Here is a 1,694-nt window from a genome sequence, read left to right as displayed (position 1 = left end):
GCTTGCCGCGAAATTCGACCCGAAAGAGTTCACTTCATGAGGATAAGTCTGTCACCCGGACAGAAGCTCCGGCAACCACGCAGACAGATCCAGACAGACTGCTTTCGCCTCTTTTCTGCCGTTTCCGCAACCGATCAGGTTTCTCGAATGCAGACATCAGCATCGACCATCTTTCGCTTCATTTGTACTAACAACCGTGATACATATGTGCATACACGCAAGGAGGCTTTGTATGTCTGCTGTTACATTCCGGGTAGATGAAACGCTGAAGGCAGCCGCAGTTGAGAAGTTGTCGGCTCAAGGCATTTCACTTTCTGACGCACTGCGCGATACGCTCGCGTATATTGCTGAAACGGGTCGCTCTCCCGTCAAGCGGAGGCTTGTCACAGACGAGGATGCGGAGCTTATCGAGATTGTGCGCGAACGCCTAAAAAACCCTGCCCAAAAGCATCGTATGACTTTTGCAGAGCTTAAGAGCCGTCATCGCGAATGAAAGAGTATTGTCTTGAATTCGACGACAGAGCGCTCAGAGAGTGGGATGCTCTTGACGGCAGCGTGCGTAAGAAATTTGAAAAGAAGCTAGAAAAGCTGATCTGGAACCCTCACTCTCCAGGAAACGAACTGCATCGCGACCTATCAGGGTTTTATAAGATCAAGCTTCTGAAAGATGGTTACCGCCTTGTTTATCAGGTCATCGACGAACGGATCGTCATCTATGTAATTGCCGTTGGCCGGAGAGCCGATAATGAGATTTATGAACTGGCTTCGAAGCGAACAGAGTGAATTTACTTTCTTGGTAGAAAGTCAGCTCCCGCCTCATTCCAGAGGTGGTCCCCATTTTTCAGACAGGGCGATAAGCTATAATCCGACCTGAGAGAGGGCAGGTTTTATGGGTAAGGTTACGCGCAAGAGGTATGAGGCGGAGTTCAAAACACGGGTTGCCCTGGAAGCGATCCGTGGGGAACTGACGCTGGCGAAACTGGCGTCGAAACATGGTGTGCATCAGACGATGATCGCCCAGTGGAAACGGCAGGCGATCGAGGGGATGGCGGCGACCTTTTCCGGGAAGACGGTGGCTGAGCCCCCGGTCAGCCCAGCTGACGTGGAGAAACTGCACGCGAAGATAGGCGAACTTCTCGTGGAACGGGATTTTTTACGCGATGCCTCTGCTCGGTTGGGCGTGATCAGAGGCGGCAGATGATTGACCCACAGCGACCGCGCCTTTCCATTGTCCGGCAATGCCTGCTGCTGCATCTGAACCGGTCTGGCGTCTACTATCGGCCAGTGCCACAGAGCGAGGCCAATCTGGCGTTGATGCGGCTGATCGACGCCCAGTTCCTGGAAACGCCATATTATGGCTCACGGCAGATGACATGGTATCTGCGCCGCCTGGGATATGAAGTCGGCCGCAAGCGGGTCCGGCGGCTCATGGCGATCATGGGCCTGCGGGCGGTCTACCAGAAGCCGCGCACGAGTGTGCCTCATCCGGAGCATCGGAAATATCCATATCTTCTGCGGAATCTGGTCATCAATCGGCCTGACCAGGTCTGGTGTTCCGATATCACATATATTCCCATGAAACGGGGATTTCTTCTGTGGTTGCCGTCCGTTATGCAAGAGTTTTCTGACCCATATTGACGTGTGATCGTGTGCGGTCTTCTGTAAGGCCTGTTGATGTGGCCTTTCAGAAGCCA

2 protein-coding genes and 1 pseudogene are annotated in these 1,694 nt (G+C 53.2%); all 3 read left to right on the top strand.

The window, feature by feature from the left end; all coding sequences use genetic code 11:
• The first annotated feature begins 232 nt into the window (after positions 1-232).
• Positions 233-493: a type II toxin-antitoxin system RelB/DinJ family antitoxin gene (locus GOB93_RS20870; RefSeq protein WP_173585269.1), complete on the top strand. Its 261-nt coding sequence runs from the start codon at positions 233-235 to the stop codon at positions 491-493.
• Positions 490-783, top strand: coding sequence for a type II toxin-antitoxin system RelE family toxin (locus tag GOB93_RS20865; protein ID WP_003618711.1), 294 nt, complete (start codon positions 490-492; stop codon positions 781-783). Before GOB93_RS20870 ends, GOB93_RS20865 begins: the two co-directional genes overlap by 4 nt.
• Positions 784-889: 106 nt before the next feature.
• Positions 890-1,626, top strand: a pseudogene (locus GOB93_RS20860) (IS3 family transposase); the annotation flags it as partial.
• Between the last annotated feature and the right edge of the window lie 68 nt (positions 1,627-1,694).

Source organism: Acetobacter musti (assembly GCF_011516835.1).
Classification (GTDB): Bacteria; Pseudomonadota; Alphaproteobacteria; order Acetobacterales; family Acetobacteraceae; genus Acetobacter; species Acetobacter musti.
The sequence above is the reverse complement of the archived record's forward strand: the minus strand, read 5'-3'. Positions and strand labels throughout refer to the sequence as shown.

Coding starts and splice junctions, on each gene's coding strand:
- GOB93_RS20870 (WP_173585269.1), top strand. CDS start 233: ATGTCTGCTGTTACATTCCGGGTAGATGAAACGCTGAAGGCAGCCGCA.
- GOB93_RS20865 (WP_003618711.1), top strand. CDS start 490: ATGAAAGAGTATTGTCTTGAATTCGACGACAGAGCGCTCAGAGAGTGG.